Below are 5,570 nucleotides of genomic sequence, written 5' to 3' on the forward strand. Positions count from 1 at the left end.
CAGCGCGAAGCTGCGCCAACCGCCCGGCGATGGGGCGAACACGGCATCGGCCGCCGCGGCCCGCCCGGCCAAAGCGGGGGCTGCCAGGGCGGCGGACAGGGCGATGCCCGCCCGGAGGACGTCACGACGGCTGCTCATGGTTTGCGCTCCTGATCTGCGCAGAGGCACGCGCGGCCAGACACGGCCGACCGCGGGACTTCGGGAATGGCGGAAGAGGGCGGCACCAGCGGCCAAGCGGCATTGCGCCGCCCCGCGGGCAGCCGGAAGTGCCTGTCGGCATCGATGCAGCCCCGCGACGCGGGAGCGCTGGAGAACGCCACGGCGGCGATTAGACGGCGAAGGCGGGCGGAAGGTCAACCGGAAGCCGGCCGCGACTCGCCGCCCCAGCGCTCATCAGCCCTGCACGAAGAGTCACAATAAGCTGTTGTAATAGCAAAACAATACGAAGGTATAGGGTGTCACGGGCCGTTTGACTTGGAACCGTTCCAAGCGTAGCATTTTCCGGATTTGGCACGTCTTTTGCGGAACCGGCTTCCAGGAGGTCCAGGATGGACATGAAGCTCTCGCGCCGCGGCTTCCTGAAAGGGGCCGGCGCGGGTGTGGCGGGCACGACGCTGGGGGCCTTCGGCTTCGGCGATATCGAGACGGCCTATGCCGCCGCGATCCGGCCCTTCAAGCTCGCCAACACCGTCGAGACCCGCAACACCTGCACCTACTGCTCGGTGGCCTGCGGCATCATCCTCTACTCCAAGGGCGACCTGCGGAAGGGCGAGAAGGCCGAGATCACCCATATCGAGGGCGACGCCGACCATCCGACCAACCGCGGCACGCTGTGCCCGAAGGGTGCGGCGCTGCTGGACACGGTCCGGTCCGCCACCCGGCTGCAGCACCCGATGCTGCGCCGCGCCGGCAGCGACAAGTTCGAGCGGATCTCCTGGGACCAGGCGCTGGACAAGATCGCCCGCGCCATGAAGGACGACCGCGACGCGAACTTCATCGCCAAGAACAAGGACGGCACCACGGTCAACCGATGGCTGACCGCCGGGTTCCTCGCGGCCTCGGCGACCACCAACGAAACCGCCTACGCCACCTACAAGGTGGTGCGCAGCACCGGCATTCTGGCGTTCGACAACCAGGCGCGCGTCTGACACGGCCCGACGGTGGCGAGTCTCGCCCCGACATTTGGCCGTGGAGCCATGACGAACTCCTGGACCGACATCAAGAACACCGACCTCGTCATCATCATGGGCGGCAATGCCGCCGAGGCCCATCCCTGCGGCTTCAAATGGGTGACCGAGGCCAAGGCCAACCGCGGCGCCAAGCTGATCGTGGTCGACCCGCGCTTCACCCGCTCGGCGTCGGTGGCGGACTATTACGCGCCGATCCGGCAGGGCACGGACATCGCCTTCCTGCTGGGCATGATCAACCAGTGCATCCAGAACGACCGGGTGCAGTGGGAGTATGTGAAGGCCTTCACCAACGCCACCTTCCTGGTGAAGGAGGGCTTTGCCTACAAGGATGGCCTGTTCACCGGCTATGACGAGCAGAAGCGCGACTATGACAAGTCGACCTGGGACTACGAGATCGGTCCGGACGGCTATGCCGTGGTCGACGACACGCTGCAGCATCCGCGCTGCGTGTGGAACCTGCTGAAGCAGCACGTCGCCCAGTACACGCCGGAGATGGTCGAGCGGATCTGCGGCACGCCGAAGGACAAGTTCCTGAAGGTGGCGCAGATGGTGGGCGAGACCGCGTCGCCGACCAAGGCGATGACGTCGATGTACGCGCTGGGCTGGACCCAGCATTCCAAGGGCTCGCAGAACATCCGCACCATGGCGATGCTGCAGCTGATCCTGGGCAATATCGGCATCCGCGGCGGCGGCATGAACGCCCTGCGCGGCCATTCCAACATCCAGGGGCTGACCGATATCGGGCTCTTGTCCAACTCGCTGCCCGGCTACATGAACCTGCCGCTGGACAAGGAAAAGGACTTCGCCACCTACATGTCGACCCGCGGCTACAAGCCGCTGCGGCCGAACCAGACCAGCTTCTGGCAGAACTACAAGAAGTTTTTCGTCAGCTTCCAGAAGGCGATGTTTGGCGCGGCGGCGACGCCGGAGAACGACTTCGCCTATGACTGGCTGCCGAAGCTGGACGTGCCCAACTACGACATCCTGCGGTCCTTCGACCTGATGAAGCAGGGCAAGGTGAACCTCTATTTCTGCCAGGGGTTCAATCCGCTGCAGGCCTTCCCGAACAAGGCCAAGCTGGCCGAGGCGCTGACCAGGCTGAAGCTCCTGGTGGTGATGGACCCGCTGGAGACCGAGACGGCGCGGTTCTGGGAGAATCACGGCGTCTACAACAACGCCGACACTGCCGCGATCCAGACCGAGGTGATCCAGCTGCCCACCTCCTCCTTCGCCGAGGATGAAGGGTCGCTGGTCAATTCCGGGCGCTGGCTGCAATGGCACTGGCCCGGCGGCACGCCCCCGGGCGAGGCCAAAACCGACGCCTGGATCATGGCGCAGATCCATCTGCGGCTGAAGGAGATGTATAGGAAGGAGGGCGGAGCCTTCCCCGACCCGATCCTGAACCTCAACTGGGCCTATGCCGACCCGAACGAGCCGAAGCCGGAGGAGCTGGCCAAGGAGATGAACGGGTCCGCCCTGGCGGATCTGTTCGACCCGGCCGACCCGACCAAGAAGATCGTCGAGGCCGGCAAGCAGCTGCCGAACTTCGCGGTGATGCGTGACGACGGGTCGACCGCCAGCGGCTGCTGGATCTATGCCGGCAGCTTCACCGAGGCCGGCAACATGATGGCCCGGCACGACAACTCCGACCCGGATGACACCGGCACCTTCGCCAACTGGGCCTTCGCCTGGCCGGCCAACCGGCGGATCCTGTACAACCGCGCCTCCTGTGATGTCTCCGGCAAGCCCTGGGATCCGTCCCGCAAGCTGATCGAGTGGAACGGCAGCAAGTGGACGGGCTACGACGTCCCGGACATCTCGCCGACGGCGAAGCCCGAGGATGTCGGGCCGTTCATCATGAACGCCGAGGGCGTGTCGCGGCTGTTCGCCCGCGGCCTGATGCGCGAAGGCCCGTTCCCGGTGCACTACGAGCCGTTCGAGAGCCCGGTCGCCAACGTCATCGCGCCGAAGGTGCGAGGCAATCCGGCGGCGCGGGTGTTCGCGGATGACTTCGCGCAGTTCGCCGACATCGCGTCGCCGGACTTCCCCTACGCCGCCACCTCCTACCGGCTGACCGAGCATTTCCACTACTGGACCAAGAACAACCATGTGAACGCGGTCCTGCAGCCGGAGTTCTTCGTCGAGATCTCGGAGGAGCTGGCGAAGGAGAAGGGCATCGCCAAAGGCGGCTGGGTCCGCGTCTGGTCGAAGCGCGGCTCGGTCTTCGCCAAGGCGGTGGTGACCAAGCGGATCCGGCCGCTGGTGTGCGACGGCAAGACCGTCCACATCGTCGGCATCCCGATCCATTGGGGCTTCATCGGCGCGGCCAAGAAGGGCTTCGGCGCGAATGTGCTGACGCCCTTCGTCGGCGACGCCAACATCGAGACGCCGGAGTTCAAGGCCTTCTGCGTCAACATCGAGGCCTCGTCCGGGCCGGCGGTGGCGTGAGGAGATACGGCATGTTCCCCCCACTCCCCAACCCCACCGTCGCCCCGACCGCCCCGAAGTTCGGCGACCAGGACCTGATCCGGCGCTCGGCTTCCACGGTCACGCCGCCGGCGCAGCGGCAGACCGAGGTCGCCAAGCTGATCGACGTGTCGAAATGCATCGGCTGCAAGGCGTGCCAGTCCGCCTGCATCGAGTGGAACGACACCCAGGCGCAGCCGATCGGCGAGAATCTCGGCGTCTACGACAACCCGTCCGACCTGACGCCGGACATGTTCACGCTGATGCGCTTCACCGAATGGGAGAACCCGGAGACCCAGAACCTCGAATGGCTGATCCGCAAGGATGGCTGCATGCATTGCGAGGATCCGGGCTGCCTGAAGGCCTGCCCGGCGCCGGGCGCGATCGTGCAGTACTCGAACGGCATCGTCGATTTCGTGCACGAGAACTGCATCGGCTGCGGCTACTGCGTGAAGGGCTGCCCCTTCGACATCCCGCGCGTGTCGAAGACCGACCACAAGGCCTACAAATGCACGCTGTGCTCCGACCGCGTCGCGGTCGGGCTGGGGCCGGCCTGCCAGAAGGCCTGCCCGACCCAGGCGATCGTGTTCGGCACCAAGGACGAGATGAAGGAATGGGCCGATTTCCGGATCAAGGACCTGAAGTCGCGCGGCTTCGACCATGCCGGGCTGTACGACCCGCCGGGCGTCGGCGGCACCCATGTCATGTATGTGCTGCACCATGCCGACAAGCCGGAGATCTACGCCGACCTGCCGAAGAACCCGACCATCAGCCCGATCGTCGAGGCCTGGAAGGGCGTGACCAAGGTGGTCGGCCTCGGCGCCATCGGCTTCGCCGCGGTGGCCGGCGTGGTCCACCACCTGTTCGCCGGCGCCAACCGCGTGCAGCCGGAGGATGAGGAGCACGCCGAGGAGCTGGCGGGAGGAGACCGGAGATGAGCGCCGACACCCCCCGCGTTCCTGACGACATCCAGCCGGGCGACGACGTCCATCCCGGCAGGCCGGTGGTGGTCAACCGCTATAATCTCGGCGCCCGGATCAACCACTGGATCACGGCGGTCAGCCTGGTGCTGCTGGCCCTGTCCGGCCTGGCGATGTTCCACCCCAGCCTGTTCTTCCTGACCGCGCTGTTCGGCGGCGGCCAGATGACGCGCACCCTGCACCCCTGGATCGGCGTGGTGCTGTTCTTCTCCTTCGCCGGCCTGTTCATCCGTTTCTGGAAAGCCAATCTGTGGAAGAGCGAGGACAACACCTGGCTGCGCCGGGCGCGCGACGTTCTGGCCGGGAACGAGGACAGGCTGCCGGAGCTGGGCAAGTACAATGCCGGCCAGAAATTCGTGTTCTGGGGCATGTCGATCCTGATCATCCTGCTGATCGCCAGCGGCATCGTCGTCTGGGACCAGTACTTCTTCGAATTCACCACGATCGAGCAGAAGCGCATCGCCATCCTGGTGCATGCGGCCATGGCGGTGATCGCCATCTGCGTCTGGATCGTGCATGTCTATGCGGCGATCTGGGTCCGTGGCACCATCGGCGCGATGACGAAGGGCAAGGTCACCGGCGGGTGGGCCTGGCGCCACCACCGCAAATGGCTGCGCGAGCTGGTGGCGCGGAAGCCCGGTTCCGGCAGTTCCGCGGCGCCCTGAAGCAGGGGCGCCTTCCGCATCACGTGGCCCGTCGGGTTCGTGAGGATCGAGATGAGTGATGAACAGGCCCGGCCCGACCCGACCGTGATCGGCGACGTCGCGGCCCCGCCCTTCGCCCGCCTGCCGGACCCGCTGCAGCTGTGCATCAACCGCACGCTGCGCCTGCGGGTCCTGGCGGCGGGCAGCGAGATCGGCCCCTATCTGCGCTTCCTGTCCGACCTGGTCGAGCTGCAGTACCGGATCCAGGACGACCTGCCCGAACCGGCGCT

4 protein-coding genes are annotated in these 5,570 nt (G+C 66.2%); all 4 read left to right on the forward strand.

What is annotated here, in order from left to right:
* The first annotated feature begins 548 nt into the window (after positions 1 to 548).
* On the forward strand, positions 549 to 3,638 hold the full coding sequence (gene fdnG, locus P409_RS25165) for a formate dehydrogenase-N subunit alpha (RefSeq protein WP_152613527.1): 3,090 nt from the start codon (positions 549 to 551) through the stop codon (positions 3,636 to 3,638).
* A gap of 11 nt (positions 3,639 to 3,649) precedes the next feature.
* Complete coding sequence (gene fdxH / locus P409_RS25170) at positions 3,650 to 4,594, forward strand: formate dehydrogenase subunit beta (protein WP_034844951.1); 945 nt, start codon at positions 3,650 to 3,652, stop codon at positions 4,592 to 4,594.
* On the forward strand, positions 4,591 to 5,301 hold the full coding sequence (locus tag P409_RS25175) for a formate dehydrogenase subunit gamma (RefSeq protein ID WP_052121365.1): 711 nt from the start codon (positions 4,591 to 4,593) through the stop codon (positions 5,299 to 5,301). Before fdxH ends, P409_RS25175 begins: the two co-directional genes overlap by 4 nt.
* Positions 5,302 to 5,352: 51 nt before the next feature.
* The coding region (gene fdhE, locus P409_RS25180; RefSeq protein ID WP_034844952.1) for a formate dehydrogenase accessory protein FdhE domain-containing protein at positions 5,353 to 5,570 on the forward strand (218 nt) is incomplete at its 3' end.

This window comes from Inquilinus limosus MP06, assembly GCF_000767795.1.
Taxonomy (GTDB): Bacteria; Pseudomonadota; Alphaproteobacteria; order DSM-16000; family Inquilinaceae; genus Inquilinus; species Inquilinus limosus_E.

Coding starts and splice junctions, on each gene's coding strand:
- fdxH (WP_034844951.1), top strand. CDS start 3,650: ATGTTCCCCCCACTCCCCAACCCCACCGTCGCCCCGACCGCCCCGAAG.
- P409_RS25175 (WP_052121365.1), top strand. CDS start 4,591: ATGAGCGCCGACACCCCCCGCGTTCCTGACGACATCCAGCCGGGCGAC.